The organism is Rubellimicrobium thermophilum DSM 16684 (assembly GCF_000442315.1).
GTDB classification, from domain to species: domain Bacteria; phylum Pseudomonadota; class Alphaproteobacteria; order Rhodobacterales; family Rhodobacteraceae; genus Rubellimicrobium; species Rubellimicrobium thermophilum.
This window is the reverse complement of the sequence record NZ_KE557323.1, coordinates 45,378-70,529: the sequence shown is the minus strand read 5'-3', so window position 1 is coordinate 70,529 and position 25,152 is coordinate 45,378. Positions and strand designations below refer to the sequence as shown.

The window sequence follows — 25,152 nt, the reverse complement described above, 5'->3', positions numbered from 1 at the left end:
TCGCAGACCCGATCTGGTGCAGCCATGACCCGACACGACCCCGCCGTCGCGCTGCATGCCCCGATCGCAGTGCCCCCGCGCCGACCCGCCCCTCCCCTGCGCCGGGTCGAGATTGCCTGGCTTGCACCGGGCGGCAACCCGGAGGAGACGGTCCGGCTGGTTCCGGCCATTCCCCCCTTTGACGAAGCCTTTGCCGCCTTTGCCCGCGGCACGCTGATTCCGACGGCGCGGGGCCCCGTCGCGGTGGAGGATCTCTGGCCGGGGGACATGCTGCGAACCGCAGACGGGACGATGCGGCGTCTGGTCTGGCGGGGCGCGACGATGATCGTCCCCCAGGGGCCTGGGCAGGATCCGGCGATGACCCGCCTCATCCGCATCGCGGCCGATGCGCTGGGCGTGGCGCGGCCCGAACAGGATCTCGTGCTCGGCCCGCATGCCCGTCTGGTTCACCGCCATCCCGGCATCCGCATGCTGACCGGGCGCGAGATGGCCGCCATTCCTGCGGCCGACTTCGTCGATGACGACGGGATTGTCGTCATCACGCCACCGGCACCCGTTCAGGTCTTCCATCTTGGCCTCGAGCGGCAGGAACGTCTGCTCGCCAATGGCGTCGAGGTGGAGAGCTTCCATCCCGGTCCGGCCCATGCCACCCCGCTCCGGGGCGATCTGCTGGATCTCTATCTGTCCTGTTTTCCCGGCCGACTGACGCTTACCGATTTCGGCGAGGTCGAACTGCCGCGCCTGCGGCTGAAGGATCTCGACCTGTTCGATGCGGCCTGAAACGGCTCAGCTTCTCCGCACGGGCTCGCGCAGCAGGACGATCTCCTCCGCCATGGTCGGGTGGACAGCCAGCGTGCGGTCGAAGTCCTCCTTGGTGGCGCCCATGCCCATGGCGATGGCGGCAAGCTGGATCATCTCTCCTGCCTCCGGGGCCACGATATGGATGCCCAGCACCCTGCGCGTCCGGCGGCTGACCACAAGCTTCATGAGCACGCGGTCGGGCCGTCCGGCAAAGGCCGTGCGCATGGGACGGAAGGATGTCGCATAGACGTCGATCGGTTCCTGTTCGCGGGCCTGCTCCTCGGTCAGACCCAGCGTCCCCAGTTCGGGCTGGGTGAAGACAGCCGAGGGCACGAGGGCATGGTCCACCGGCGTCGGATTGCCACGGAACACCGTCTCGACAAAGGCCATGGCGTCGCGGATCGCCACCGGAGTAAGCTGGGGCCGGTCCGTCACATCGCCGAGGGCATAGATCGAGGGCACGGCCGTCTGCGAATAGGCATCCACCTCGACATGTCCGCGCCGTCCCAGCTTCACGCCGAGGCGTTCGAGACCCAGCCCCTCGGTATTCGGTGACCGTCCGGTGGCGAAGAGCACCGCGTCGAAGACCCGTTCGGTGCCGTTGGTCGCCTTGACCTTGACGGGGCCCCGGGGGCGGGAGGCAGGTTCGGGAGAGATCTCGCCTGCCGGCAGGTCGAAATCCTCCTCGGGATGGCCGAGGCAGATCAGATCCGTCCCCACATGCAGGTCGATCCCGCGTGCCTTCAGCGCCTCGGCGACAAGGCCCCGGGCTTCGTCGTCGAAGCCGCGCAGGATCTGGGCGCCGCGGTAGAACTGCGTCACGGCCACGCCCATGCCGTTGAAGATGGCGGCCATCTCGCAGGCGATGTAGCCGCCGCCGACGATGAGCAACGACCGCGGCAATGTCTCGAGGCCGAACATGTCGTCCGAGACGAGGCCGAGCGCGGCCCCCCGCAGTGCCGGCCGTGCGGGCCTTCCGCCTGTCGCGACAAGGATGTGGCGCGCACTCAGCCTCGTGCCATCCGCGAGCTGCACCGTATGGGGGTCCTCGATGGCCGCCCTCTGGTGATGGACGGTCACGCCCGCCGTCTCGAGGAGGCGTCCATAGACCCCCTCGAGGCGGTCCAGCTCGCGCTGGAGGCGGTCGCGGAAGCGTGCCCAGTCAAAGCGCGGTTCCCCCTCGAGCGCCCAGCCGTATTCAGGCGCAAGATCCAGCATCTCCTCGAACTGGGAGGCGAAGACCATCAGCTTCTTGGGCACGCAGCCGCGGATGACGCAGGTACCGCCCAGGCGGCTCGATTCGGCCAGGGCGACGCGCGCGCCGGTCTGCGCCGCCATGCGCGCGGCGCGCACCCCGCCCGAGCCGCCGCCGATCACGAAGAGATCGAGGTCGAAGGCCATGGCCGTCAATCCGCAATGTCGGTGAAGACGTTGTCGCCCTCGGCGAGGTCCACGCGTGTTTCCTCGGTCCCGCCGGAGGCGAGGTCATGCACCTCCACGCGCCCGTCGCCATGTCCCATCACAAGCGTGTCGCAGATATCGAGGAACAGCCCGTTCTCCACCACGCCGGGGATCTGGTTCAGCACCAGCGAGAGCTGACGGGCGTTGCCGATCCGGTTCAGATGCAGGTCGATGATGTAGTGCCCTTCGTCGGTGACGAAGGGCATGTCGCCATTCATGCGCAGGCTGGTCGTCCGTCCCAGCACATCCATCCCGACCAGCACTTCCTCGATCAGGGCACGCGTGGCTGTCCATCCGAAGGGCACCACCTCCACGGGCAGCGGGAAGGCGCCCAGCGTCTCCACGCGCTTGCCTGCATCGGCGATGACCACCATGCGGTCCGAGGCCGTGGCGACGATCTTTTCCTGCAGGAGCGCCCCGCCGCCGCCCTTGATCAGGTTGAGCGAGCCATCCACCTCGTCGGCCCCGTCGATGGTCAGGTCGAGCCAGCGGGCCTCCTCGAGGGAGATCACCTCGATTCCTTCCTCGCGGGCCAGATCCGCCGTGCGCGTCGAGGTCGGCACGCCCCGGAAGCGCAATCCCTCCTCGCGCCATCGCTCGCCCAGGCGGCGGATCAGGAAGGCGGCTGTGGAGCCGGTCCCGAGCCCGACCTTCATGCCTCCTTCCACGAAATCGGCGGCACGGCAGGCTGCGGCGCACTTGGCACGGTCGAGAGGGGTCAGGGTCATCGCGGGCCTCCGGTCGGGGGACAGCCCAAGGCTATAGGCCAGCTTCCCGCCGGGGGCGAGTCCCGCAGGGGGCGATGCCGCTTTTGCAGGCCAAGGGGACGCGGGCATGCGCCGTTTCCCGGTGACCGTGCCTATGATGCACCCGATCCCCTCCGGAGTCTGTGGCGATGTTCCTGTCCGTCTTCGACATGTTCAAGATCGGCATCGGTCCGTCCTCCTCGCACACGATGGGGCCGATGGTTGCTGCCGGCCGCTTTCTGGATCTGCTGCGCGCGCAACCGTTCCGCGTGGCCGGGCTGCGCGCCTCGCTGCACGGCTCTCTGGCCTTCACCGGCGTCGGCCATGCCACGGATCGCGCGGTGATTCTCGGGCTCGAGGGGTTCCTGCCCGAATCCTACGATGCCGACGCGGCCGAGGCCGCGCTGACCCGCATCCGCGAGGAACGGCTGGTCCGTCCCGCAGGACTGCCGCCGCTGCGCTTCGATCCGGCGACCGATCTCCGCTTCGACTACGGCCCCGCCCTGCCCGGCCATGCCAACGGGCTGATCCTGCGGGCCACCGATGCCCAGGGCGATGTCCTTGTCGAGGAGACCTATTATTCGATCGGCGGCGGCTTTGTCCTCACCGCGGCCGAACTGGCCCGGGGCCGCTCAGCCGATGAGGGGCCCCCCGTTCCCTATCCCTTCGACAGTGCAGAAAGCATGCTGCGGATGGCGCGCGAATCAGGCCTCTCGATCGCGCAGATGAAGCGCGCCAACGAACTGACCCGCCGGGATGCGGCCAGCCTCGACCGGGGCCTTGCCCGCATCTGGGAGGTGATGAATGCCTGCATCGAACGCGGCCTCTCGACCGAGGGAATCCTGCCCGGCGGCCTGAAGGTGAGGCGCCGCGCCGCGGCGATCCACCGTTCCCTGCTGGCCGAACGGGGCCTGAACCTGACCGCGCCCCACACGATCAACGACTGGATGTCGGCCTATGCGATGGCCGTCAACGAGGAGAACGCCAGCGGCGGGCAGGTCGTCACCGCGCCGACCAATGGCGCCGCCGGCGTGGTGCCCGCCGTGATCCGCTACTGGCTCGATCATGTTCCCGGCGCCACGGCCTCGCGGGTGGGGGAATTCCTGCTGACGGCGGCCGCGATCGGCGGTCTGATCAAGTACAACGCCTCCATCTCCGGGGCCGAATGCGGCTGCCAGGCCGAGGTCGGATCGGCCTCCGCCATGGCCGCGGCCGGGCTTTGCGCGGTCATGGGGGGCACGCCCATGCAGGTGGAGAATGCCGCCGAGATCGCGCTCGAGCATCATCTTGGCATGACCTGCGACCCGGTGAAGGGCCTCGTGCAGGTGCCCTGCATCGAGCGGAACGGCCTCGGGGCGATCAAGGCCGTCTCTGCGGCTTCCCTTGCGCTGCGGGGGGATGGCACGCATTTCGTTCCTCTCGATGCCGCCATCGAGACGATGCGCCAGACTGGCCAGGACATGCATGAAAAATACAAGGAAACCTCGCTCGGCGGGCTTGCCGTCAACGTGCCGAACTGCTGATTGGCCCGCGATGGCAGAAGGAAGACCCCATGACACCGCGCAGGATCATCATCGACACGGACCCCGGCCAGGATGACGCGGTGGCGATCCTGCTGGCCCTCGCCTCGCCCGAGCTGGAGGTTCTGGGCATCACGACGGTTGCGGGGAATGTGCCGCTGCCGCTGACGGCGCTCAATGCCCGCAAGGTGGTGGAGCTGTCGGGGCGCAGGGTTCCCGTCATGGCCGGCTGTGACCGCCCGCTGGCGCGGGATCTGGTCACCGCCGAATATGTCCATGGCAAGACCGGCCTCGACGGCATCGATCTGCCGGAGCCGGCGCTGCCGCTCGATCCCCGCCATGCCGTCGATTTCCTGATCGAGACGCTGCGGCAGGAGCCCGCCGGCACCGTCACCCTCTGCCCGCTGGGGCCGCTCACCAACATTGCCACGGCCTTCCGCCGCGCCCCGGACATCGTGGGGCGGGTGCAGCAGATTGTGCTGATGGGCGGCGGCCTGTTCGAGGGGGGCAATGTCACCCCGGCGGCCGAATTCAACATCTATGTGGATCCCGAGGCGGCCGACATCGTCTTCCGCTCTGGCCGTCCGCTCACCGTCCTCCCTCTCGACTGCACCCACCAGGCGCTGACATCACGGGCGCGCATTGACCGCTTCCGCGCGATGGGAACCCGCGTGGGCGAGGCCGTCGCCGCCTGGCTGGACTTCTTCGAGCGTTTTGACGTGGAGAAATACGGCTCCGAAGGGGGCCCCCTGCACGATCCCTGCGTGATCGCCTGGCTGCTGCGGCCCGATCTGTTCCGCGGGCGTCTGATCAATGTCGAGGTCGAGACCCGCAGTCCCCTGACCCGCGGCATGACCGTCGCCGACTGGTGGGGCGTCACGGACCGGCCGCGCAATGCCACCTGGCTGCGCGAGGTGGATGCCGAGGGGTTCTTCGATCTTCTGACCGAGCGGCTCGCCCGGCTGTGACCGGCCGGCCGCGCAGGGGGGCCGTCAGCTTCGCCGGTAGAGCACCACCACCACAGGGGCCAGCAGCACCGTCAGCAGGGCGGGTGCCATCAGCGCGAGCCCGATCCCGCCCGGCGTTGCCGTCCCGTCGAACAGCCCGCGCAGGGCTGTTGCGACATGCGACACCGGATTGTGCTCGACGAAGCTGCGCAGCCAGCCCGGCATTGTCTCGGGCGCGACCATGATATTGGAGGCGAAGACCAGCGGAAAGACGAAGGTGAAGCCGAAGGTCATCACCGTCATGGGCGTCCGCACCAGAAGGCCGATGACCAGAAAGATCCAGCCGGTGCCGAAGCCCACGGCGAGCAGCAGCAGGAAGGCCCCGGCCGTGCCGATCAGGCCGGCCGGCGAGCGATAGCCCAGAAGCAGGCCGATCCCCAGGATGATCCCCCCTGCAATCAGGTGGCGCAGGATATCGCCCACCATCAGCCCGGCAAAGGGGGCCAGCGACCAGATCGGCAGGCTGCGGAAGCGGTCGAACAGCCCCTTCTGGCGGTCGGTGCACAGACCGACCCCCGAATAGACGGAATTGAAGATCACCGTCTGCACCAAAATGCCGGGGAGGAAGAACTGCAGATAGTCCCGTGGACTTCCCGCGAGCGCGCCGCCGAACACGAAGGTGAACAGCAACGTGAACATGATGGGCGTCATCACGAGGTCGAAGAGCTGCTCGGGCACATGTCTGAACTTCAACACCGCCCGCCAGCCGAAAGTCAGCGCATGGGTCAGGGGCGAGGGACGCGGGGGACGCCCGACATGGCGCAGTGCGACAGAGCCGATCCGCGGCGGTTCCGTGAGATCCTTCATCTCCGTCCCTCCGGCTTGCCCGTGAGGGCGAAGAACACCTCGTCCAGCGTGGGCTGGCCCATGCGGAAATCCGCGATCCCGATCCCTTCGGCCAGCAGGACGGCCAGCACGGCATGGGCGCGGGCGGCATCGGGGGACGGGAACGGACAGCTCGGCCCCTTCGGCGGATCGCTGCACCGGCTGGCCCGTCGCACGCGTCAGCGCCGCTACCGCCCGGTCCGGATCGGCGAGCGGTGTCACATGAAGCACGCCCGAACCGGTCTGCAGCTTGAGCTGCCGGCTGGTGCCCTCGGCGATCTTGCGGCCATGGTCGATGACGGCGATCCGGCCGGCAAGCTGGTCCGCCTCCTCGAGATACTGGGGCGTCAGCAGGATCGTGACGCCCGTTGCCGCAAGATCCCGGATGAGCGACCAGACCCCTGCGCGCGCCGAAGGGTCGAGGCCGGTCGTCGGCTCGTCGAGGAACAGCAGTCCCGGCGTCACGACAAGCGAGGCCGCGATATCGAGACGGCGGCGCATCCCGCCCGAATAGCTCTTGACCTGTTTGCCGGCGGCCTCCGTCAGGTCGAAGGCCTGGAGCAGCTCATCGGCCCGCTCCCCTGCCGCGCGGCGGCCAAAGCCCCAGAGGCGGGCCAGCAGCACCAGATTCTCCCGTCCCGTGAGATCCTCATCGAGCGAGGCGAACTGCCCGGTCATGCTGATGACACCGCGCACCCCGTCGGGATCGCCGATCAGGTCATGACCCATGATCGTGGCCGAGCCCGCATCGGGGCGCAGCAATGTGGCCAGCATCCGCAGCAGCGTCGTCTTGCCGGCGCCATTCGGGCCGAGAACGGCAAAGATCGTGCCGCGGGGCACATCGAGATCGATGCCGTCCACGGCCGTCAGCCTGCCGAAGCGTTTGACCAGCCCGCGCGCGCAGATGGCCGGTGAGTCGGTCGCGTCGAGGGGCATGGATTCGGTCCGTCGGGGGGGGGAGGGAGAGATCAGAACAAAACGAGCACATTCGGGATGCCGAGTCAATCTCGATCGGCGTCAACCCCTGTGCAGACGTGTTGCGACGGTCACAATGGCAAAGATACCGACGGCCACCGCGACAATGGAGGGCCCCACCGCGGCATCCGCGAGCACGGCCAGCCCCAGCCCGCCCAGTGCCGCCCCCGCGCCGATCCCCGCAGGAAGCCCCAGGCCATGCCTTCGGGCGTGCAGGCCAGGCCCCGGGCGGCGGCGGCCGGGATGATGAGCAGGGCGATGACGAGCAGCGCCCCCACGATGCGGATGGCTGCGGCGACGACCACGGCCAGCAGCAGCGACAGCAGCAGGCTGCCCCGTCGCGGATCCATTCCCGCCGCCCGGGCCAGGTCCGGCGACAGGGTCGATGTCAGCAGCAGCCCCCAGTGCCAGCGCACCAGCCCTGCCACCAGCCCGGCACCCGCCCAGATCATCAGCAGGTCGCCGCGCCCGACCGTCAGGATGTCGCCGAACAGCCAGGCTTCGAGACTGATCCGCGGCCCCGGCAGGATGGCGGCTGCGAAGAGGCCGAGCCCGAGCGCCCCATGGGCGATCACGCCCAGCACCGCATCGGCGCCGATCCCCCGTTCGGCCAGCAGCCAGACCAGCAGGGCCGTCGCTCCGGCCGTGGCCAGGATGCCGGAGACAGGAGGCAGCCCGAGCCCCAGCGACAAGGCCACGCCCAGGATCGAGGCATGGGCGGTGGCATCGCCGAAATAGGCCATGCGTCGCCAGACCACGAAACAGCCCAGAATCCCCGAGGCCAGCGCCACCCCCAGCGCCCCCAGCGCCGCCCTCATCAGGAAATCGTCGAGCATCAGGCGCCCTCGGAAAGCGGCGAATGGTGATGGGCGGCGTGGTCCGTGTGGTCGTGACGATGCCGGTAGAGCGCCAGCGCGCCCTGCGTTCCGGTGCCGAACAGCTCGCGCCAGGCGGGCGCGGCCGAGACGACGGCCGGTGTGCCTTCGCAGCAGATATGGCCGTTGAGACAGATCACGCGGTCGGACGCGCTCATGACCACATGGAGATCGTGCGAGACCATCAGCACCGCGCAACCCAGCCGGTCGCGGATCGCCTCCAGGCGCCGGTAGAAGGCCGAGGCTCCCGGCTGATCGAGGCCCTGCGTCGGCTCGTCGAGGATCAGCAGATCCGGCTCGGGCAGGATCGCGCGGGCCAGCAGCACGCGCTGGAACTGTCCGCCCGAAAGGGCCGCCATCTGCCGTCCTTCCAGTCCGGAGGCCCCGGCCTCCTCCAGCGCGGCGCAGGCGTGTGTGTCCTCCACCGGATGGGGCAGATCGAGGAAGCGGCGCACCGTGATGGGCAGGGTCGGATCGATATGGAGCTTCTGGGGCACATAGCCGATGCGCAGGCCGGGTCTGCGCATCACGCGGCCTGCCGCGAGCGGGACGGCGCCGATCAGGGCGCGCAGCAGCGTGGACTTGCCGGAGCCGTTGGGCCCGACGATGGTGACGATCTCGCCGGGCCGGATGTGCAGCGTCACATCCTGAAGGACGCGCAGGCGCCCCTGCCGCACCGCGATTCCCTCGGCCGCGACCAGGGTCATGCCTTCCCGTTCCGGCAATCGGGGCAGAGTCCCTGCATCTCGACGACGCGGCGTTCCACGGCAAATCCCGGGGTGGTGGGGGTCTGATCCGGCAGGGGCTCCTCGGCGACGCGGCGGCAACGGCGGCAGACGAGAAAGGCCGCTTCATGGGTCTTGCCGGGCCGGGCGCAGGCGACAAAGGCCTGCAGCGCCTCGATCCTGTGCACGAGGCCCTGTTCGACGAGGAAGGACAGCGCGCGATAGGCCACGGGCGGCTGGCTGCCGAAACCATCCTCGCGCAGGCGTTCCAGGACGTCATAGGCGCCCAGTGCCCGATGCGATTCGAGCAGGATCTCGAGCGTCCGCCGCCGCACGGGGGTCAGCCGCTCGCCGCGTTCTGCGCAGGCGGCCTCGGCGGCGGCAAGGGCCTCGCGCCGGCAGGTGGCATGATCATGGCTGTCGAAGGCTCGGGTCATGGGGCGGGGAACTCCTATCAGCCGGTCCGGGGCCACCGCAAGGGTTCCGTTACATCGTAACAAGACGTCTTGTTATACCATAACATCCCCGATAGGAACCGGCCGAATCGACACGGAGGTCCCATGCGACTGCATCTGTCCGTCCTTGCCCTTCTGGCCACCCCTGCCATGGCGGAGAACGCGCCGCGTGTCCTGGCGGATATCGGGCCGGTTCACAGCCTTGTCGCCATGGTCATGGAGGGGGTGGGCGAACCCTCGCTCGTCGTGCCGCCCGGCACCTCGCCGCATGACATGGCGCTGCGTCCCTCCGATGCGGCCGCCCTGACCGAGGCGGATCTGATCGTCTGGACCGGGCCGGTCATGCTGCCCTGGCTGGACACCGCCATCGGAAGCCTGGCGCCGGAGGCCAGGATCCTCACCCTCCTCGAGACAGAGGGATGGGAGCCGCTGATCCTCGGCGCCCGTGCCGATCTGGCCGATCATGATCACGAGGATCACGACGATCACGATGATCACGGCGAACATGAGGATCACGAGGATCACGACGATCACGCCCATGCCGGCAGCCATGACCATGAGGGGGACGACCATGGCCATGACGGCCATCACGACCATGCTCATGGCGTGCCCGGCGAGATCGACCCCCATGCCTGGCTCGATCCGGCGGTGGCCGCCGTCTGGGTCGGGGCCATTGCGGGGGCCCTGTCGGATCTCGACCCCGCGCATGCCGAGACCTACCGGAGCAATGCCGAGGCCGCACAGGCCCGCCTGACGGAACTGGCTGCCGATCTGCGGGCCCGGATGGCCCCGCTCGGGGATCGCCGGTTCCTGGCCGGCCATGATGCCTATGCCTATTTCGAACGGGCCAGCGGCCTGTCCTCGGCCGGATCGGTGGCCGATTTCACGGGCGCGCCGCCCTCCCCCGCCACCATCGCGGCCTTGCGCGATACGGCCCTTTCCGGGGGCGCCTCCTGCCTTCTGCTCGATTCGGAAACCGATCCGGCCTGGGCCACGACCTTGGGCGAGGGGGCGGATCTGCGCACCGCCATGGCCGATCCGGAAGGGGTATTCCTGGAACCCGGCCCGGATCTCTATCCGGCCCTGATCGAAGGGCTCGCCGCAGCCCTGGAGGACTGCCTCGGCGGCTGACGCGACAGGGCCGCCAGGGCGGATGCCCGGCGGCCCCTTTCCTGTCCGCGTGGTCGGGAGGTCACGACGCGGGCAGCAGCACCTTGTCGATGACGTGGATGACGCCATTCGACTGATCCACATCGGCGATGGTCACCATCGCGGTGCCCCCCCTGCTCGTCGGTGAGCTGAAGGCCATCATCGGTCATGCGGGCCTCGATCACGCAGCCCCCCACCGTGGTCACCTTGGCCACACCCCCATTGGCGAGCAGTTCGGCGAATTCGGCCGAGAACAGCTCGTCGGCGACGACATGGCAGGTCAGGATCTTGCGGAGCTGCTCGATGTTCTCGGGCATCAGCAGCGTCTCGACCGTCCCTGCGGGCAGCGCGGCAAAGGCCTCGTTGGTGGGGGCGAAGACGGTGAAGGGGCCGGGGCCGGCCAGCGTCTCCACAAGGCCCGCGGCCTGCACCGCGGCCACCAGGGTCGTGTGATCGGCCGAATTGACCGCATTCTCCACGATGTTGCGTTCGGGGAACATGGGAGCCCCGCCGACCATCGGGTTCTCGCCATGCATTTCGGCCAGGGCGGCCGAGGCGGCGAGCGTCAGGACGGAGGCAGCAAGAAGGGTCTTCATCGGTCGTCTCCCATCGGATTTCTGTCCGGCCGGTCCGGTCCGGCTCCGATGGGCAGTCACGCGGGGCGATGGCCGGAGTTTCGCCTTTCGTCGGCGATCACGGAATCGTGTTCCCCGCCCGGCAGGCCTCGGGCCTTCAGAAATCGGTGGGGGCCCCACCCTCGCGCTTGCGCCGCTCGACGAATTCCGTGAGCTCCTGCCGGATGGCCGGGTCCATCGGCGGCTCCTCGAAATGATGCAGGATCTCCTTGTAGAGCCGATGGGCGCGTTCGGCCGTCCAGACGGCGCCGGCGGCATCGAAGGCCTCCCAGTTGCGCCAGTCGCTGACGAAGGGGGCATAGAAGGCCGTCTCGTAGCGGGCCTGGGTATGGGCGATGCCGAAATAATGCCCCGCGGATCCCACCTCGCGGATGGCGTCGAGGGCGATCGAATCGGGTGTGGTATCCCAGATGGCGGGCTCCATGTAGCGCTGGATCATCTGGAGCATCTCGCAATCCATGACGAACTTCTCGGGGCTGGCGATCAGCCCCCCCTCGAGCCAGCCGGCGGCGTGATAGACCATGTTGGTTCCCGACTGGACCGCCGACCAGAGCGAATTGCAGGTCTCCCACATGGCCTGGGCATCGGGGACATTGGCCGTGCAGGTGCCGCTGGCGCGCAATGGCAAGCCGTAGAAGCGGGCCATCTGGCCGGTCATCTGGGTCGCGCGCATGTATTCCGGGGTGCCGAAGGCGGGGGCGCCGCTGCGCATGTCCACATTCGAGGTGAAGGTGCCGATCACGCAGGGGCAGCCCGGCTGCACCCACTGGAACAGCGCGATGGCCGACAGCGCCTCGGCGATCGACAGCGTCACGGCGCCGGCCATCGTCACCGGAGCCATGGCACCGGCCAGAGTGAAGGGCGTGACGATCACCGCCTGACCCCGCCGGATCATGCGCAGGCAGCCATCGATCATCGGCTGGTCGTGCTTGAGCGGCGAGGTGGAGTTGATGTTGGTATACATCCGGGGCGTCGCGCGGAACTCCTCTTCCGTATAGCCCCCGGCGATGCGCACCATCTCCATCGCATCCTCGATGCGTTCCCGGCCCAGCGAATAGGCGTGGCAGACCTTGTCCGTCAGGGTCAGCTTGTCGAACAGGACATCGAGATGGCGCACCGAGGGATGCACATCCACCGGCTCCACCGGATAGCCGCCCGCGAAATGGATACAGTTGAAATGCTGGGTGAGCCGGAACAGGTTCGCGCAATGGGCCCGCGTGCCCGGCACCTTCCGTCCGATTTCCAGATCCCAGTAGTTGGGCGGGGACGAGACATTGCCGAACAGGAGATACCGTCCGCCGATGGGCAGCGTCCTTTCCGGGTTGCGCGGGGTGATGGAGAATTCGCGGGGGGCACGGGCGACCATCTCCATGACCCAGTCGCGGCCCATGCGGACATTCGTGCCCTCGACCGTGCAGCCGGCCTGGCGGAAGAGGGCCAGCGCTTCCTCGTTCAGGAATTCGATGCCGATCTCCTCGAGCACACGCATGGCGCCGTCATGGATCGCCTGCACGCCTTCTTCGGTCAGGGGTTCGGTCGGGCGGTCGTGGTTGACGGGGATGCGCCAGGACATCTGCTCATGGGCGGCACTGCCCCGCCGCTGGGCGTTGCCGGCGCGCCCGCCGCCGCGGCGCCGGGCCTTCGGGTTCGCGGCCTCTGTCAGATCATTCGCCATGCGCGCCTCCCCCTGTTGCAGGGCAAGCCTAACGCGCCCCCGGGCTGCCGGGCCGACCGGAACGCGACATGTGTCGTCGCGGACGGATCATGAGCAGGTGGCAATCCAGTCCGGCAGTGTCGCGATGCTTTCCAGCACCACCTCTGCCGCCGGGGCCAGCGTCTCGCGCCCGGCGACGCCGGTCAGGACGCCGATCCCCCGCATCCCGGCCGCCCGGGCGGCAGCCAGATCATGCAGGCTGTCACCGACCATGGCGCAGTCCGCCGGATCGAGGCCCGCGGATTCGGCAAAGGCGAGGAGCTGACCCGGCCCGGGCTTGCCGCCCCAGCCGCTGTCATAGCCGGCGACAAAGCCGAACAGATCGTCCACCCCGCCCCGGCGAGATGCACCCGCGCCGGGCCCTCGCTGTCATTGGTGGCGAGGCCCAGGGTCAGCCCCATCGCCTTCAGCCGGCCCAACACCTCGCGCAGGGGGGCGGCCTCGACCTGCGGCACCTGTGCGGCCAGCGCATCCATCCGCGCGCGAAGTGATTCGCCATCCGTCCAGGGCAGGAGCGGCAGCATCGCCGCGGCCACGGTCTCCGTGGTATGGGCGATGGCCAGGCTGTCGGGGCGGAAGCGGCCCGTGGCCAGGTCGTAACCCAGCACCTCGGCCAGTTGCGCCGCCAGGGCAGGATCCCCGCGTGATTCGACCTCGATCAGGCGGCGGGACCACAGGCCCCAGGTGGACTGGAAGTCGAACAGCGTGCCGTCCTTGTCGAAGATCACTCCGGCGATGCGCGGCATCCTGCCGATCTCCTTAACCGGTTCTATACAAAAGTTAGCCTGCTTTCAGGGCCATTCGTGGCGCCGTCCGCCCGGCAGCGCCATGAGCGCCTGCATCGGCGCCTCATAGGGCAGGCCATGCGCATCGCAGAAGGCCATCACCCAGCGATCCTCCTGCAGCAGGAACTCCAGCACGGATGCAAGGAAAACAGGATCTTGCAGGCGATCGCGGGCATCGGCCAGACTGGCCCCCGTGGCCCCGGCAAAGCGGGTGGCCATTTCCTCTTCGGCCGCCATCCAGGCGAGGGCCTGCAGGGCAAGCGTTTCTGCGCGATCCTGAGTCATCGAAACATGCTTACCGTCATCTAAACGGTTTCTTAACGATTTGCTGCCATGCTGCCGATCATGAAACCGATGCGGCCAGTGCGGAGAACCGAATCATGTCGGGCCACATCCTGATTGTCGAGGGCGACCCGCCCCGCCGCGCACGGCTGCAGGAGGCGGTCCGTCGCGCGCATCTGCCGCTGGAGGTCTGTGCGGATCCGGCCCGGGCCCCGGCACGGCTGCGGGCGGGGGGGCGGCACTGCTGCTGCTCGACGCGGGCGAGGGGGGGGAGAATCTCTCTCTGCTCGAGGCCCGGCCTGCCAATGTTCCGGCGATCGTCCTCGTCCCGGCGGGAGAGGGGGCGCTGCGCCTGGCCGCGCTGGCCCGCGGGGCCGAGGATGTGATGCCGCGCGAGCCGCGCGAACGCCTTCTTCAGGCCCGGCTGCGCAGCCTCCTGCGCGCGCGGGAGGCGCAGTTCGATCTCGCCCCGGCCGTGACCGGCCTGGCCGAGGGCGCCTCTCCCTTCGAGGCGGCGCCGACCGGGCGGATCGCCGTGATCGCCGCTTCGTCTTCGGCCATGGCGCCCCATGCCGCCCTGCCCGACCTTGCCGCGCGGCTCGGCTGCATGGAGGCGACAGATGATCGCGACAGCGGGCCGGATCTGGCCGTGCTCGATGCGCATGCCATCCGGGGCGATCTCGAGGAAGGGGCGCAGGTGCTCGAGCATCTCGCGGCACTGCGCGCGCGGGCGGCGGGCGCCATGCCGCGACACTGGTCCTTCTGCCCGAGGAGGCCGTGCAGACGGCTGCGCTCGCGCTCGATCTGGGGGCCGACGATGTGGTCACGGCCTGCGTCGCCCGGGACGAGGTGATCCTGCGCGCCCGGGCGCTGCTGCGCCGCAAGGCGCAGGCCGACCGGCTCCGCAGGGGTCTGCGCTCCCAGCTGGAGGCGGCGCTGCGCGATCCGCTGACGGGTCTGCACAATCGCCGTCATGCCGAACCCGAACTGCGCCGTCTGATGGCCGAGGGACGGCGCACGGGCCGGCCGCTGGCGCTCATGCTGGTGGACATCGACCATTTCAAGGGGGTCAATGACCGTCATGGTCATGCCGCGGGGGACCGCGTGCTGGCCGAAGTGGCACGCCGCCTGCGCAGCCGGCTGCGGCCCGGCGACCTGCTCGCCCGGATGGGGGGGGAGGAGTTCCTGGTGGCCCTTCCGGGAACCGATGCCGCCCAGGCCCGTGCCGTAGCCGAAGGGTTGCGCCGCGCCGTCGAAGACTGTCCGTTCCTGCTTGATGATACGCCGGTTGCGGCGCGGCGCGGCGGGGGCTGGATCGGGCCGGAGGGCGAGCCGGCCCCGCGGCAGGTGCGTGTGACCCTGTCGATCGGCGTGGCCACAGCCACGCCGGCGGATCTGGCAAGCGGGCTCACCGATCGCGGGCTTCAGGACCGTGCCGACATGGCGCTCTATGCGGCCAAGAACGGGGGGCGCAACATGGTCTCGGTCGCCGCCGGAGCCGCCTGAGGGGCGGGGCATAAGGACCGGCTCGGAACCGAAGCCGGCCGGGCCGGCGAGGGGGCGGGGATCATCCCCATGCGATTCGCAGCAGTGCCGCGGCCCAGGCGGCGCCGACGGCAAGCCCCGCCACGGCCACGGCGGCGCTGCCGGCATCCTTGGCCTGCTTGGCGCGGGGCCTTCGCGTCTCGGAGATGTCGTCCACGACGCGTTCGATCGCGGTGTTCAGGCATTCGAAGGCCAGCACCATGATGCCACCCATCAGGATCGCGGCCCGTTCGCCCGGCGTCAGCGGCAGCATCAGCGCGAGCGCGGCCGAAGCCAGATTCGCCCAGATCCACTGATGCAGGCTCCCTTCGGTGCGCCAGACATGCCTCCAGCCCTCCCAGGACCAGACGGCGCGGAGGCGCAGACGCTCCCATTGGCGGCGGATCATCGGCCCTCGTCCTCCCTGTCCCGACGCGACAGCATGACGCCTGTCCGCCGTTCTGTGAAGGCCGCAACCAAGGCCTGCCTGGCTGCGTTGACAGGCAGGATTGCTTCAGGGTTCCCGCGGATGAGCCAACCCCTCCCACCCTCGCCTTACCCCGTGCCGGTGCGGTCCGAACGGATCGCCGATGCGGTGGTCCATGCGCTTGGCGTGACCTTCGCGCTGATCGGGGCCCTGCTTCTGCTGATGGCGGGGTGGCAGACGGCCGATGGGGCGCGCATCGCCGCCCTCTCGGTCTATGCCGTCGCGCTGACGGCAACCTTCCTGGTCTCGGCGCTGTATCATCTGGCGCCATGGGACGGGCTGCGTCCGGCCTTGCGCCGGCTCGATCATGCGGCGATCTATCTCAAGATCGCCGGCACGGCGACGCCCTTCGCGGCCCTCGCGGGGGGAGCTTTCGCCTGGGGTGCCCTGGGTCTGCTCTGGGCGCTTGCCCTCGGAGGGGCGGCGGCCAAGCTGGTCCGCTGGCGCGATCCCTCGGCCAGAAGCACCGCGGTCTATCTGGGCCTCGGCTGGCTTGGCGTGCTGATCCTTCTTCCCGGGCTGCCGCTCCTGCCATGGGGGGCACTGGCCCTCGTCCTCGCGGGAGGGCTGCTCTATACCCTGGGCACCTTCTTCTTCATCCGGGAGTCGCTCCGATTCGCGACCGCCATCTGGCACGGCTTCGTCCTGGCTGCCTCGGGCTGCTTCTTTGCGGCCATCGCGCTGGGCACACTGGCCTGAGACAGGGCGGCCGGAAGGGGGGCGGACCGAAAGCCGCATGACCGCTGCTGCCGATCACTCGTCCCTGGCGCCCCTGCGCCTGCCCTTGTTCCGGAATGTCTGGATCGCCAGCCTGCTGTCGAATTTCGGCAGCCAGATCCAGGCGGTCGGCGCGGCCTGGCTCATGACGGCGATTGCGGGATCGGCCGACATGGTGGCGCTGGTGCAGTCAGCCGTCGCGCTGCCGGTGATGCTGCTCTCCCTGGTGGCCGGAGCGCTGGCCGACAGCCACGACCGGCGCATCGTGATGCTGACGGCCCAGACCGTCATGTTCGCGGTGTCCTTGACGCTGGCTCTTGTGACTTGGGCCGGACTGGCGACACCCTGGCTGCTGCTGCTCTTCACCTTCCTGCTCGGCTGCGGGGCAGCGCTGAACCTGCCAGCCTGGCAGGCCTCGGTGGGGGATATGGTGCCGCGCCCGACCCTGCCGCAGGCGGTGGCGCTCAACAGCATGGGATTCAACCTGGCGCGCAGTCTCGGCCCGGCGCTGGGCGGTGCGGTCGTGGCCCTGGCTGGCGCGGCAGCCGCCTTTGCTGTCAATGCCCTGAGCTATCTGGCCCTGATCGTCGTCCTGCTGCGCTGGCGGCCCGAGCGGCCCGACGACGCGCTGCCGCGCGAATCGCTCGGCCCGGCGATGCTGACAGGCGTGCGCTATGTGCTGCTCTCGCCGGCCGTGCTGCGGGTGCTGGCGCGGGGGGCGATCTTCGGCTTCGGAGCGGTCGCCGTGCAGTCTCTGCTGCCGCTGATCGCGCGCGGGCCTGTGGGCGGGGGGCCGCTGACCTACGGGCTGCTGCTCGGCGCCTTCGGGATCGGGGCGGTGGGCGGCGCGCTCGTCAGCACCCGCCTGCGTGCCCGCCTCTCGACCGAAGGCCTGGTGCGGCTGTCTGCGCTGGCCTTCGCCGCCTCGCTGGCGGTAATGGCACTTGTCTCTCATCCGGCAGCACTGGCGGCGGCGCTCCTGGTCGCGGGAACCGGCTGGGTGCTCGCGCTCTCGAGCTTCAACGTCTCGGTGCAGATGGCCACGCCGCGCTGGGTCGTGGCGCGGGCGCTCTCCCTCTACCAGATGGCAACCTTCGGCGGCATGGCAGGGGGCAGCGCGGTCTGGGGCCTTCTGGCCGAAGGAGCGGGGCTCGGAACGGCCCTTCTGACCGCAGCGGCGGTGCTTGCGCTCTGTGCCGCGATGGGGCTGCAGCTGCCCCTGGCCGAATCCGAGGGACGCGATCTCGGCCCCCTGCGCCGCTGGACGGCGCCCGAAACGGCCGTGCCCGTGGATGGGCGGACCGGTCCGGTCGCCGTGTCCATCGAATGGCGGATCGACCCTTCGGAGACCGAAGCCTTTCTCGCCGCGATGGCCGAACGCCGACGGATCCGCCGACGCGATGGTGCGCATCACTGGTCGCTGCTGCGCGATCTGGGGGATCCCACGCTCTGGGTGGAACGCTATGATGTCGCCACCTGGGCGGACTATGTGCGCCTCAACAATCGCCAGACGCGCGAGGATGCCGCCGTCTACGACCGGATCCGCGCCTTGCATCGCGGTCCCTGGCCGCCGGAAGTGCGCCGCATGATCGAGCGCGATCCCCGCGCGAGCGCAGCCGAGCCCGCCCGCACCGCGCGCGAACTGGCCGCGCCGCTGGCCGAATCGCAACGCCTGTCCTGATGGCAGGGTCCGCTCAGGGCAGCAGGCCGATCGCCGCGGCCGCCCGCCGCACCGTGGCGATCCGCTCGGCATTCGAGGGGTGGGTTCCCAGGAACCGGTTGCCGGGATCGGGGATGCGCAGGAAGAACTCCGCCCCCCGCAGCGGATCGAATCCCGCCCGCGCCGCGATCAGAGTCCCGAGGGCATCGGCCTCGAGCTCGAATTCCTTGGAATAGCTGCGCGCGCCCAGCTCGGCCCCCAGACGCTGGGCCTGGCGGATGGAGGACTCTGTCGCCCCGGCCCGCTGTGCCGCAAGATGCCCGAACACCGTGGCGCCGAGAATCGCATTCTCGTCCTGCCGTGCCAGATGACCGGCGATGTGGTGGCTCGCCTCATGCGCCATGACGAAGGCGAGCTCGTCTTCGTTGGCGATCTCGGACAGCAGGGCAACCGTGATGGCCAGGATCGGGCGCCCGTCACGGCCCAGCGTCTGGAAGGCATTGGGCGGCATGCCGGGACGGTCGTCCACCACGATCAGGAAATCGCAGTTGGCGCGGGGATTGCGGGCGATGCACTCGGCCTCGGCCACCGGCTCCAGTCGCTCCATCACGGAGACAAAGCTGCGGGCCTGCGCGACGACGCTGTCGGGCACCGGCGCGACCGCCGGCGCGGGGGGCATCTGGATCCGACCCGGCACCGGAGCAGGGGGCGCGGCGCAGCCGGCCAGGGCCAGAGCCAGCGCCGCCGCGATTCCCGCCGCCAGACCCCTTGCGTGCATGGTCCCTTCCGTCTCCTCGCGATCCCGTCTGACGGACAGAAGCCTACCCGCCCCGCCGGGCGGCGGCCAGCCGCCTGCCCTGATGCTCACGCAATCGGCACCCGGCAGCCGTTTCCGGGCGGCCCGTCTGGACGTCCCCCGGCCCACCGCCTACCCTGATCCGCATGGTCACCATCGAACATGACTTCGACGCCACCGTCATCACGCTGATCGACGAAGGGGCGGCCCCGCTGGCGGAGGATGTCGTCATCCGCGCCTATGAGGACCGCGTGACGGTCGAACAGTTCGATCCCCATTTCGACGAGGTCGTGACGGTCACCCTCACGCCGACGATGCTGCGCGACCTGCGCGCGGCGCTCGATCTGCCCGAGGGGGCCTACAGGACGCGGTTGCCCTGACAGGCAGGCGGAGAGGGGGAGAGAGCCGGACCCCTGCGGCCCTGCGCTGTCCTTCCGGAGCCACGCCCCCCGGGAATCGCGCCCCAGAGAGGGATTCCTCATTCCCCGGCCTGCAGGAAACCGCCGGCCTTCCAGCCGATCAGCATTGCCGGGGCATTGGTGTTGCCGCCCGGCAGCGTCGGAAAGGCCGAGGCATCGGCGACGCGGAGCCCCTCGACCCCCCTCACCCGCAGCCGCCCGTCGAGAACCGACTCCGCCGGATCCCGTCCCATCCGCGCCGTGCAGGACGGATGATAGACCGTGCCGGACCGGGCGCGGATATCGGCGATCAGGGCCGCGTCGTCCTGCACGGCGGGACCGGGGCGCAGTTCCTCGGCCGCGACCTCGGCAAAGGGGGGCTGGGCGGCGATGCGCCGCAGCATCTTCACCCCCTCCAGCATCTCGCGGATGTCGTCTTCGGTGCCGTAGGCATTGACCGTGATGCGCGGATGGACCAGCGGATCGGGACTGCGCAGATCGATCCGTCCCCGGCTGGTCGGGCGGCAGTTGGACAGCCCCAGCGACAGGCCGGGGAAGGGATCGGGCGAGAGGACGGGGCGTTCTCCCTCGCGCGGGATGAGGGTGGAAAAGGCCTGGATATAGAGCTGCATGTTCGGCCGCTCGCGGCCGGGATCGGTGCGGAAGAACCCACCGCCGTGATTGATCGACATTGCCAGCGGCCCCCGCCCGAGGAGAAGCCATTGCGCCCCGACCCACAGCTTGCCCCACCAGGGGCGGAGCACATCATTGTAGGTGGGTTCCCGCATCCGCCATGTGTAGTTCAGGCCCTGATGGTCGCTCAGATGACGCCCGACATTCGGGTTGTGATGCAGGACCGGCAGGCCCAGGGCGCGCAGCGCCTCGCCATCTCCGATCCCGGAAAGCATCAGGAGCTGGGGCGTTCCCACCGCCCCGGCCGACAGGATCACCTCGCGCCGCGTCCGCAGCGACAGCCGGGCGCCCGCGCGCATCACCTCGACTCCCACGCAGCGCCGCCCCTCCCAGATCAGACGCAGGGCCTGGGCATGGGTCATCACCGCGACCTGTCCACGCCGCATCGCGGGCCGCAGGAAGGCGCGCGCTGCGCTGTTGCGTCGCCCTCCACGGATCGTCATCTGGTAGAAGCCCACCCCGTCCTGCGTCGCGCCGTTGAAATCCGGGTTGAAGGGCAGACCGGCCATCTCTGCCGCCTTCAATGCCCGCAGCACCAGGGGATGGGGATCCCGTGCCCCGGTGGAGACGAAGAGCGGTCCGCCCGTGCCGCGCCAGGCGTCCGCACCGCCTTCGTAGTCCTCCATGGCCCGGAAATCGGGCAGCACATCCGCCCAGGACCATCCCGGCCCCGCCAACCGCCCCCAGTCGTCATAGTCGCCGGGATGGCCGCGGATCCAGACCATGGCGTTGATGGAGGAGGAGCCCCCGAGCAGCCGGCCGCGGGGCCAGTGATCGGCGGTCCCGGCCAGGCCCGGATCGGGCTCGGCCCGGTAGTTCCAGTTCACGCGCGGATCGTAGAACAGCTTGCCATAGCCGAGCGGCATCTGCACGAAGAGCCGCCGGTCGCTGCCCCCGGCCTCGATCACGAGGACCCGGCAGGACGGATCCTCCGACAGGCGCCAGGCCAGCGCGCAGCCGGCCGATCCTGCCCCCACGATGATATAGTCCCAGTCCCCGTCCATAGGCGCAGATCTAACGCTCCGGCAGGGGCCAGGTATGCAGGGAAGCGACCCTCCATGTCGCTCTTGGCGGGCTTCGGCCAGCCTCTCCGATGGGCCGACGGCATCGGCCCTTCCCTCTGCCTCTGCAAAGGCCTAACCCGGGCGCGATCACGGAGCTCATGACCCTCATGCCTGCCAATCCTGCCGCCCTCGACTTCCTCCTGTCGCGCCGCTCGCGACCGGCGCGCACGCTGACCCTGCCCGTCCCCTCTCGCGAGGAGCTTGTGACGCTGCTCACGGCGGCGGTCCGCGTCCCCGACCACGGCAAGCTCGAGCCCTGGCGTTTCCTGGTGTTGACACGTCCGCGCACGGATGCCCTGGCCCGTCTGGTCGAGGAGCGGGGGGCGGCGCTGGGCCTCGCGCCCGAGGCGATCGCCAAGGCGGCCTCCCAATATGCACAGGCCGATCTCGCCGTGGCGGTGATCCAGGTTCCGCGCCCCACCGACCGGATTCCGCGTCTCGAGCAGACCCTCTCCTGCGGAGCGGTCTGCATGCAGCTTCACAATGCCGCGACAGCCGCCGGCTGGGGCGCGAACTGGCTGACCGGCTGGCCGGTCGAGGACGAGATCTTCCGGCGCGACGGGCTGGGTCTGGCCGAAGGCGAACGGGTTGTGGGCCTCATCCATATCGGCACGCCCCGGACGGACACGCCGGACCGTCCCCGCCCCGATCTGGACCGCCTGGTCACCTGGTCGTGATCGGGCACAGCCTCATCCTCGCCCTGTCCCAGATGGGCGATCCCGCCTTTCGCCGGGTTCTGTGGAAGGGCGCGGGGCTTGCGGCGCTGCTGCTTGTCCTCTCGGGCGCCGGGCTTCTGTGGCTCCTCGCCCATCGGCTGCCCGAGACGGTCTCGCTGCCCTGGCTGGGCGAACTGGGCTGGATCGACGAGGCGGGCCTGTGGGTGGCCCTGCCGGTCCTGATCCTCCTGGCGGCGCTGCTGATGCTGCCCCTCGCCGCGGCCATGACCTCGCTCTTTCTCGACGAGGTGGCCGCCGCCGTCGAGGCACGACATTATCCCCATCTCCCCCCGGCCCGTCATCAGGGCTGGGCCGAATCGGTGCGCGATGCCATCCGCTCCTTCGGGGTGGTGATCGGGGCCAATCTGGTCGCGCTGGCGGCCTATCTGCTGCTGGCCCCGCTGGCCCCGCTGATCTGGATCCTGCTCAACGGCTGGCTGCTGGGACAGGAGGGGTTCCGCAGCGCCGCCTTGCGCCGCACGGATCCGGCCGGGGCCGGGGCGCTGGCCCGCCGCCACCGGGGCCTGATCTGGGCGCTGGGAGCCCTGACGGCCCTGCCGCTGGCCGTCCCCGTGGTGAACCTGTTCGTGCCGGTGCTGGCGGCGGCGGCCTTCACGCATCTCCATCACCGCCTTGTCGCCGCCGACTGACCGCGCCGGCCTCAGCCGGAGGGGGGCGACATGCGCCCGAACCAGTCGAGATCGCGCACCCCCCCAGGGCCCCCAGACCACCAGCGACGCGATGACGACCCACAGCACCACGGCGATGGCCGTCGTGATCCAGGCCTTCCTCTTCAGATGGGTGACATGGGGGGCGCCCTCATGCGTGCCGGGCACCACCTCGCCAGCCTCGCCCTGCGTGACGATCCGGATCGGCAGCACCACGAAGAAGGTCATGAACCAGATGACCGCAAAGAGGACAAGGGCGGATGTGATCGTCATGACGGGGGTCTCCGGAACGGGACAGAAGCGGCTCTAGCGCCCTCATCCCCGCGGCGAAAGGGGCGGCAATGCCGCAGCCGTCAGACCTCCTCCAGCTCGATCAGCGTTCCGAGGAAGTCCTTCGGGTGCAGGAACAGGACCGGCCGGCCATGGGCCCCGGTCTTCGGCTCTCCGTCGCCCAGAACACGGGCCCCAGCGGCCAGCAGATGGTCGCGCGCGGCGCGGATGTCCTCAACCTCATAGCAGAGATGATGGAGGCCGCCCGCCGGATTGCGGCTCAGGAAGGCGGCGATCGGACTGTCCTCGCCCAGCGGCTCCATCAGTTCGACCCGGCTGTTGGGCAGATCCACGAAGGCGACCCTCACTCCGTGGGCGGGCAGAGCCTGGGCTTCGCCCACCGAGGCGCCAAGGGCATCGCGATAGCGGGCCGCGGCGGCGGCCAGATCGGGGACGGCGATGGCGACATGGTTGAGACGGCCGATCATGCTTCCCTTCTCGCCCTGCGGCGTCAGCCTGTCCAGATCGTCGTTAACCGCGCATCAACCTTTCCCTGCGATCCTGTCCCCGCAACCATCCGTCAGACAGGGATTCGCGCCATGACCGGTTCTGATCCTCTCCCCCCGCGGCACGCCTGCGCAGGTCAGCCTCTGCTTGGCCTCACCCTTCTTCTGGTGGAGGACAGCCGCCTGGCAAGCGAGGGGGTCCGCCTGCTTGCCACGCGTTCGGGCGCCCGTCTGCGGCGGGCCGATTCGCTGGCCAGTGCGGAACGCCATCTGCGCGCCTGGCGCCCCTCTGCCGCTCTTGTCGATCTGCATCTGCCGGATGGCTCGGGCCTCGATCTGCTGGCCCGCCTGGCCGCTGTCAGACCCCGCATTCCCGCGATCGTCGCCATCAGCGGCGATCCCGCCCTCGAAGCGGCCGCGCGCGATGCCGGCGCCGACACCTTCCTGACCAAGCCTGTCCTGTCGCTGTCCCAGTTCCAGAGGGCATTGCTGGGCCATCTGCCGGCCGACCCGCCTGTCCCTCTCTCCTCCGACTGCGTGAGGCCGGACCCTGCGGCTCTGCATGACGATCTGGCCATGGCGCAGGCCCTGATCCACCGGGCCGGGCGGCAGGCCTATGTCGCCGCCTTCCTGCGCGGCGTTGCCCGCACGGCAGGGGACATCCCCCTGTCCGATGCGGCCGAGGATCTTGCCACCCATCCCGGGGATCGCGCGGCCCTTGTCCGCCTCACCCGCATGATCGAAGGGCGTCTCGATGCCGTGCCTGCCTTCTAGGACCGGATCAGGAGAGGGCGGGATCGCGGGCAACCAGCAGGGGCGCCGTGAGGGTGGACAGCGCCTGCCGCTGCCGCCCGTCGGCATCGAAATTCGCAGGGGCCAGCCAGGCCTCGAAGGCGGATCGCAGCCCTGGCCAGTCCCGGTCCGTGGCCGCGAACCAGGCCGTGTCGCGGTTTCGCCCCTTGACGATCAGATGCTGGCGGAAGGTGCCTTCGTAACTCAGCCCCAGACGCTGCGCCGCCCGGCGCGAAGGCAGGTTGAGGGCATCGCATTTCCACTCGATCCGGCGATAGCCGGCCTCGAAGGCCCATCGCATCATCAGACACAGGGCTTCGGTGGCGGCACGGGTCTGCTGAAGCGCGGGCGAGAGGTTGATATGCCCGATCTCGATCGTGCCATGATCCGGCACGATCCGCAGAAAGCTCGCCACGCCCCCCGCACGCCCTGTCTGCCGATCGCGGATCGCATAGAAGAAGGGGTCCTCCCCCCCGGCGACGCTGTCGGCCCAGGCGCGCCAGCCGGCCTCGTCGTCGAAGGGGCCATAGGGAAGCCAGTCCCAGATCCTGTCCGATTCGCGATTGGCCGCGTGGATTTCGGGGGCATGGCGTGCGGGATCCAGCCGTTCGAGGCGCGCCCAGGCCCCCTCCATCGTCTCCGGTCCCGGCCTCGGCGGAACACGCCAGCCCTCGACCGGGTCGCCTTGCCGCCGCTCCATGTCTGTCTCCCTTTGCTGCGACGCCCCCACGCGCGCTGCACAAGCCGCAGGTCGTGGATTCCGCCCTGTCATCCTGCTGCCATGGCGGATGTCACGACGGCCCCTGTGATCGAGGCCGCCGATCTGCCCTGCCCGGCGGAGCTCATGCCCGAGGCATCAGAGCACACGGCCCTGTCAAGGGTCCCGGTCCGGATTGCGGGCGACGG

Annotated in this window: 26 protein-coding genes and 2 pseudogenes; 12 read left to right on the top strand and 16 right to left on the bottom strand. The window is 69.6% G+C overall.

Annotation, left to right across the window (positions count from 1 at the left end):
• Nucleotides 1–24 precede the first annotated feature (24 nt).
• Nucleotides 25–780 (top strand): Hint domain-containing protein, encoded by a 756-nt coding sequence (locus RUTHE_RS12030; RefSeq protein ID WP_021098702.1) that lies wholly within the window; start codon nt 25–27, stop codon nt 778–780.
• A gap of 6 nt (nt 781–786) precedes the next feature.
• Here RUTHE_RS12030 and gorA read toward each other — a convergent pair whose 3' ends face one another.
• Together gorA and rpiA are read right to left on the bottom strand one after the other, a co-directional pair.
• Nucleotides 787–2,202, bottom strand: a complete 1,416-nt coding sequence (gorA, locus tag RUTHE_RS12025) for a glutathione-disulfide reductase (protein WP_021098701.1) — start codon at nt 2,200–2,202, stop codon at nt 787–789.
• A gap of 5 nt (nt 2,203–2,207) precedes the next feature.
• Nucleotides 2,208–2,990 (bottom strand): ribose-5-phosphate isomerase RpiA, encoded by a 783-nt coding sequence (gene rpiA / locus RUTHE_RS12020; protein WP_021098700.1) that lies wholly within the window; start codon nt 2,988–2,990, stop codon nt 2,208–2,210.
• A gap of 167 nt (nt 2,991–3,157) precedes the next feature.
• Between rpiA and RUTHE_RS12015 the strand changes: the two genes are divergently transcribed.
• On the top strand, nt 3,158–4,531 hold the full coding sequence (locus RUTHE_RS12015) for an L-serine ammonia-lyase (RefSeq protein WP_021098699.1): 1,374 nt from the start codon (nt 3,158–3,160) through the stop codon (nt 4,529–4,531).
• A gap of 29 nt (nt 4,532–4,560) precedes the next feature.
• Entirely contained in the window at nt 4,561–5,496 is a 936-nt protein-coding gene (locus RUTHE_RS12010) for a nucleoside hydrolase (RefSeq protein ID WP_021098698.1), read from the top strand.
• Nucleotides 5,497–5,520: 24 nt separating this feature from the next.
• Here the strand turns inward: RUTHE_RS12010 and RUTHE_RS18390 are convergent, their stop codons facing one another.
• The 4 genes from RUTHE_RS18390 to RUTHE_RS11990 form a co-directional block, all read right to left on the bottom strand.
• Nucleotides 5,521–7,296 carry an ATP-binding cassette domain-containing protein gene (locus tag RUTHE_RS18390; RefSeq protein WP_021098697.1) on the bottom strand — a complete coding sequence of 592 codons (1,776 nt, stop codon included), beginning with the start codon at nt 7,294–7,296 and terminating at the stop codon, nt 5,521–5,523.
• Between the two features lie 110 nt (nt 7,297–7,406).
• Nucleotides 7,407–8,171, bottom strand: a complete 765-nt coding sequence (locus RUTHE_RS12000; RefSeq protein WP_021098696.1) for a metal ABC transporter permease — start codon at nt 8,169–8,171, stop codon at nt 7,407–7,409.
• Nucleotides 8,171–8,917, bottom strand: a complete 747-nt coding sequence (locus RUTHE_RS11995; protein WP_021098695.1) for an ATP-binding cassette domain-containing protein — start codon at nt 8,915–8,917, stop codon at nt 8,171–8,173. Before RUTHE_RS11995 ends, RUTHE_RS12000 begins: the two co-directional genes overlap by 1 nt.
• Entirely contained in the window at nt 8,914–9,372 is a 459-nt protein-coding gene (locus RUTHE_RS11990) for a Fur family transcriptional regulator (RefSeq protein ID WP_021098694.1), read from the bottom strand. Before RUTHE_RS11990 ends, RUTHE_RS11995 begins: the two co-directional genes overlap by 4 nt.
• Nucleotides 9,373–9,495: 123 nt before the next feature.
• Between RUTHE_RS11990 and RUTHE_RS11985 the strand changes: the two genes are divergently transcribed.
• A complete protein-coding gene (locus tag RUTHE_RS11985) occupies nt 9,496–10,521 on the top strand; it encodes a zinc ABC transporter substrate-binding protein (RefSeq protein ID WP_021098693.1) in 1,026 nt (341 codons plus the stop codon).
• Nucleotides 10,522–10,582: 61 nt separating this feature from the next.
• On the opposite strand, the pseudogene RUTHE_RS11980 reads toward RUTHE_RS11985, so the two are convergent.
• The 4 genes and pseudogenes from RUTHE_RS11980 to RUTHE_RS11965 form a co-directional block, all read right to left on the bottom strand.
• Nucleotides 10,583–11,135, bottom strand: a pseudogene (locus tag RUTHE_RS11980) (fasciclin domain-containing protein).
• A gap of 136 nt (nt 11,136–11,271) precedes the next feature.
• Nucleotides 11,272–12,849, bottom strand: coding sequence for a trimethylamine methyltransferase family protein (locus tag RUTHE_RS11975; protein ID WP_021098691.1), 1,578 nt, complete (start codon nt 12,847–12,849; stop codon nt 11,272–11,274).
• Between the two features lie 87 nt (nt 12,850–12,936).
• The gene (locus RUTHE_RS18385) at nt 12,937–13,218 is read right to left on the bottom strand and encodes an HAD family hydrolase (protein WP_342662245.1); all 282 of its coding nucleotides are present in this window, start codon (nt 13,216–13,218) and stop codon (nt 12,937–12,939) included.
• Nucleotides 13,219–13,679: 461 nt separating this feature from the next.
• Nucleotides 13,680–13,958 carry a DUF3572 domain-containing protein gene (locus RUTHE_RS11965; RefSeq protein WP_021098689.1) on the bottom strand — a complete coding sequence of 93 codons (279 nt, stop codon included), beginning with the start codon at nt 13,956–13,958 and terminating at the stop codon, nt 13,680–13,682.
• Between the two features lie 382 nt (nt 13,959–14,340).
• Here RUTHE_RS11965 and RUTHE_RS15560 point away from each other — a divergent pair, with 382 nt between their 5' ends.
• Nucleotides 14,341–14,808 carry a hypothetical protein gene (locus RUTHE_RS15560; RefSeq protein WP_051150462.1) on the top strand — a complete coding sequence of 156 codons (468 nt, stop codon included), beginning with the start codon at nt 14,341–14,343 and terminating at the stop codon, nt 14,806–14,808.
• Nucleotides 14,733–15,461, top strand: a complete 729-nt coding sequence (locus RUTHE_RS11960) for a diguanylate cyclase (protein WP_021098687.1) — start codon at nt 14,733–14,735, stop codon at nt 15,459–15,461. The genes RUTHE_RS15560 and RUTHE_RS11960 overlap by 76 nt, the downstream gene beginning before the upstream one ends.
• A 61-nt stretch (nt 15,462–15,522) precedes the next feature.
• On the opposite strand, the gene RUTHE_RS11955 is transcribed toward RUTHE_RS11960, so the two are convergent.
• On the bottom strand, nt 15,523–15,888 hold the full coding sequence (locus RUTHE_RS11955; protein ID WP_021098686.1) for a diacylglycerol kinase: 366 nt from the start codon (nt 15,886–15,888) through the stop codon (nt 15,523–15,525).
• Nucleotides 15,889–16,008: 120 nt separating this feature from the next.
• On the opposite strand from RUTHE_RS11955, the gene trhA reads away from it, so the two are divergent.
• Nucleotides 16,009–16,665 (top strand): PAQR family membrane homeostasis protein TrhA, encoded by a 657-nt coding sequence (gene trhA, locus RUTHE_RS11950; RefSeq protein ID WP_021098685.1) that lies wholly within the window; start codon nt 16,009–16,011, stop codon nt 16,663–16,665.
• 37 nt (nt 16,666–16,702) lie between these two features.
• Nucleotides 16,703–18,364, top strand: coding sequence for an MFS transporter (locus RUTHE_RS11945; protein WP_021098684.1), 1,662 nt, complete (start codon nt 16,703–16,705; stop codon nt 18,362–18,364).
• 13 nt (nt 18,365–18,377) lie between these two features.
• On the opposite strand, the gene RUTHE_RS11940 is transcribed toward RUTHE_RS11945, so the two are convergent.
• Complete coding sequence (locus RUTHE_RS11940; protein WP_021098683.1) at nt 18,378–19,121, bottom strand: M48 family metallopeptidase; 744 nt, start codon at nt 19,119–19,121, stop codon at nt 18,378–18,380.
• Nucleotides 19,122–19,285: 164 nt separating this feature from the next.
• On the opposite strand from RUTHE_RS11940, the gene RUTHE_RS11935 reads away from it, so the two are divergent.
• Nucleotides 19,286–19,519, top strand: a complete 234-nt coding sequence (locus tag RUTHE_RS11935) for a hypothetical protein (RefSeq protein WP_021098682.1) — start codon at nt 19,286–19,288, stop codon at nt 19,517–19,519.
• A gap of 98 nt (nt 19,520–19,617) precedes the next feature.
• On the opposite strand, the gene RUTHE_RS11930 is transcribed toward RUTHE_RS11935, so the two are convergent.
• A complete protein-coding gene (locus tag RUTHE_RS11930; protein WP_021098681.1) occupies nt 19,618–21,234 on the bottom strand; it encodes a GMC family oxidoreductase in 1,617 nt (538 codons plus the stop codon).
• Nucleotides 21,235–21,401: 167 nt separating this feature from the next.
• Here RUTHE_RS11930 and RUTHE_RS11925 point away from each other — a divergent pair, with 167 nt between their 5' ends.
• Together RUTHE_RS11925 and RUTHE_RS11920 are read left to right on the top strand one after the other, a co-directional pair.
• Complete coding sequence (locus RUTHE_RS11925) at nt 21,402–21,971, top strand: nitroreductase family protein (RefSeq protein ID WP_021098680.1); 570 nt, start codon at nt 21,402–21,404, stop codon at nt 21,969–21,971.
• Nucleotides 21,968–22,660, top strand: a complete 693-nt coding sequence (locus tag RUTHE_RS11920; RefSeq protein WP_021098679.1) for an EI24 domain-containing protein — start codon at nt 21,968–21,970, stop codon at nt 22,658–22,660. Before RUTHE_RS11925 ends, RUTHE_RS11920 begins: the two co-directional genes overlap by 4 nt.
• A gap of 129 nt (nt 22,661–22,789) precedes the next feature.
• On the opposite strand, the pseudogene RUTHE_RS18380 reads toward RUTHE_RS11920, so the two are convergent.
• Nucleotides 22,790–22,906, bottom strand: a pseudogene (locus RUTHE_RS18380) (DUF1467 family protein); the annotation flags it as partial.
• Nucleotides 22,907–23,031: 125 nt separating this feature from the next.
• Nucleotides 23,032–23,436 carry a methylmalonyl-CoA epimerase gene (gene mce / locus RUTHE_RS11910; RefSeq protein ID WP_021098677.1) on the bottom strand — a complete coding sequence of 135 codons (405 nt, stop codon included), beginning with the start codon at nt 23,434–23,436 and terminating at the stop codon, nt 23,032–23,034.
• A 111-nt stretch (nt 23,437–23,547) separates the two neighbouring features.
• Between mce and RUTHE_RS11905 the strand changes: the two genes are divergently transcribed.
• Nucleotides 23,548–24,228, top strand: coding sequence for a response regulator (locus RUTHE_RS11905; protein ID WP_021098676.1), 681 nt, complete (start codon nt 23,548–23,550; stop codon nt 24,226–24,228).
• A 7-nt stretch (nt 24,229–24,235) separates the two neighbouring features.
• Here RUTHE_RS11905 and RUTHE_RS11900 read toward each other — a convergent pair whose 3' ends face one another.
• Nucleotides 24,236–24,946: a GNAT family N-acetyltransferase gene (locus tag RUTHE_RS11900; protein ID WP_021098675.1), complete on the bottom strand. Its 711-nt coding sequence runs from the start codon at nt 24,944–24,946 to the stop codon at nt 24,236–24,238.
• Between the last annotated feature and the right edge of the window lie 206 nt (nt 24,947–25,152).

What these genes read in the sequence shown, in the direction of transcription:
- RUTHE_RS12030 (WP_021098702.1), top strand. Translation starts at nt 25, where the DNA reads ATGACCCGACACGACCCCGCCGTCGCGCTGCATGCCCCGATCGCAGTG.
- gorA (WP_021098701.1), bottom strand. Translation starts at nt 2,202, where the DNA reads ATGGCCTTCGACCTCGATCTCTTCGTGATCGGCGGCGGCTCGGGCGGG.
- rpiA (WP_021098700.1), bottom strand. Translation starts at nt 2,990, where the DNA reads ATGACCCTGACCCCTCTCGACCGTGCCAAGTGCGCCGCAGCCTGCCGT.
- RUTHE_RS12015 (WP_021098699.1), top strand. Translation starts at nt 3,158, where the DNA reads ATGTTCCTGTCCGTCTTCGACATGTTCAAGATCGGCATCGGTCCGTCC.
- RUTHE_RS12010 (WP_021098698.1), top strand. Translation starts at nt 4,561, where the DNA reads ATGACACCGCGCAGGATCATCATCGACACGGACCCCGGCCAGGATGAC.
- RUTHE_RS18390 (WP_021098697.1), bottom strand. Translation starts at nt 7,296, where the DNA reads ATGCCCCTCGACGCGACCGACTCACCGGCCATCTGCGCGCGCGGGCTG.
- RUTHE_RS12000 (WP_021098696.1), bottom strand. Translation starts at nt 8,171, where the DNA reads ATGCTCGACGATTTCCTGATGAGGGCGGCGCTGGGGGCGCTGGGGGTG.
- RUTHE_RS11995 (WP_021098695.1), bottom strand. Translation starts at nt 8,917, where the DNA reads ATGACCCTGGTCGCGGCCGAGGGAATCGCGGTGCGGCAGGGGCGCCTG.
- RUTHE_RS11990 (WP_021098694.1), bottom strand. Translation starts at nt 9,372, where the DNA reads ATGACCCGAGCCTTCGACAGCCATGATCATGCCACCTGCCGGCGCGAG.
- RUTHE_RS11985 (WP_021098693.1), top strand. Translation starts at nt 9,496, where the DNA reads ATGCGACTGCATCTGTCCGTCCTTGCCCTTCTGGCCACCCCTGCCATG.
- RUTHE_RS11975 (WP_021098691.1), bottom strand. Translation starts at nt 12,849, where the DNA reads ATGGCGAATGATCTGACAGAGGCCGCGAACCCGAAGGCCCGGCGCCGC.
- RUTHE_RS11965 (WP_021098689.1), bottom strand. Translation starts at nt 13,958, where the DNA reads ATGACTCAGGATCGCGCAGAAACGCTTGCCCTGCAGGCCCTCGCCTGG.
- RUTHE_RS15560 (WP_051150462.1), top strand. Translation starts at nt 14,341, where the DNA reads ATGCCGCGCGAGCCGCGCGAACGCCTTCTTCAGGCCCGGCTGCGCAGC.
- RUTHE_RS11955 (WP_021098686.1), bottom strand. Translation starts at nt 15,888, where the DNA reads ATGATCCGCCGCCAATGGGAGCGTCTGCGCCTCCGCGCCGTCTGGTCC.
- trhA (WP_021098685.1), top strand. Translation starts at nt 16,009, where the DNA reads ATGAGCCAACCCCTCCCACCCTCGCCTTACCCCGTGCCGGTGCGGTCC.
- RUTHE_RS11945 (WP_021098684.1), top strand. Translation starts at nt 16,703, where the DNA reads ATGACCGCTGCTGCCGATCACTCGTCCCTGGCGCCCCTGCGCCTGCCC.
- RUTHE_RS11940 (WP_021098683.1), bottom strand. Translation starts at nt 19,121, where the DNA reads ATGCACGCAAGGGGTCTGGCGGCGGGAATCGCGGCGGCGCTGGCTCTG.
- RUTHE_RS11935 (WP_021098682.1), top strand. Translation starts at nt 19,286, where the DNA reads ATGGTCACCATCGAACATGACTTCGACGCCACCGTCATCACGCTGATC.
- RUTHE_RS11930 (WP_021098681.1), bottom strand. Translation starts at nt 21,234, where the DNA reads ATGGACGGGGACTGGGACTATATCATCGTGGGGGCAGGATCGGCCGGC.
- RUTHE_RS11925 (WP_021098680.1), top strand. Translation starts at nt 21,402, where the DNA reads ATGCCTGCCAATCCTGCCGCCCTCGACTTCCTCCTGTCGCGCCGCTCG.
- mce (WP_021098677.1), bottom strand. Translation starts at nt 23,436, where the DNA reads ATGATCGGCCGTCTCAACCATGTCGCCATCGCCGTCCCCGATCTGGCC.
- RUTHE_RS11905 (WP_021098676.1), top strand. Translation starts at nt 23,548, where the DNA reads ATGACCGGTTCTGATCCTCTCCCCCCGCGGCACGCCTGCGCAGGTCAG.
- RUTHE_RS11900 (WP_021098675.1), bottom strand. Translation starts at nt 24,946, where the DNA reads ATGGAGCGGCGGCAAGGCGACCCGGTCGAGGGCTGGCGTGTTCCGCCG.